Origin of the sequence: Rhizobium sp. CBN3 (assembly GCF_030518245.1) — a bacterium.
Lineage (GTDB): Bacteria > Pseudomonadota > Alphaproteobacteria > Rhizobiales > Rhizobiaceae > Rhizobium > Rhizobium aethiopicum_A.
Map to the genome: position 1 here is coordinate 1 of NZ_JAULSE010000109.1, position 292 is coordinate 292.

Genomic DNA, 292 nt, shown 5'->3' on the forward strand with positions numbered 1-292 from the left:
GACTTCCTTCCGGCACATGGCGCCATCAAGGTTCTCATAATCGGCCAGCGGACGATGCATGTCCTTCGGATTGCGTGGCTGTTTGCCGAAACGGACATTGAAATCCTCGATAAACGCCGGTGCATAGAGGTTTGCGGCTTCGATCGTGTTGATATTCCGCAATCGCAGTTCCTTCACCAGCCGATCCTGCAGCGTCTGGTTGGCGCGTTCCACCCGGCCTTTGGCCTGCGGGGTGTTGGCGCAGATGATGTCGATGTTGAGCTCATAAAGCGCCCGGCCGAACTGTGTCAGG

1 pseudogene is annotated in these 292 nt (G+C 57.2%); it reads right to left on the reverse strand.

Annotated features, from left to right (window positions below):
- Positions 1-292 (reverse strand): annotated as a pseudogene (locus tag QWJ46_RS31180) (ISNCY family transposase); the annotation flags it as partial.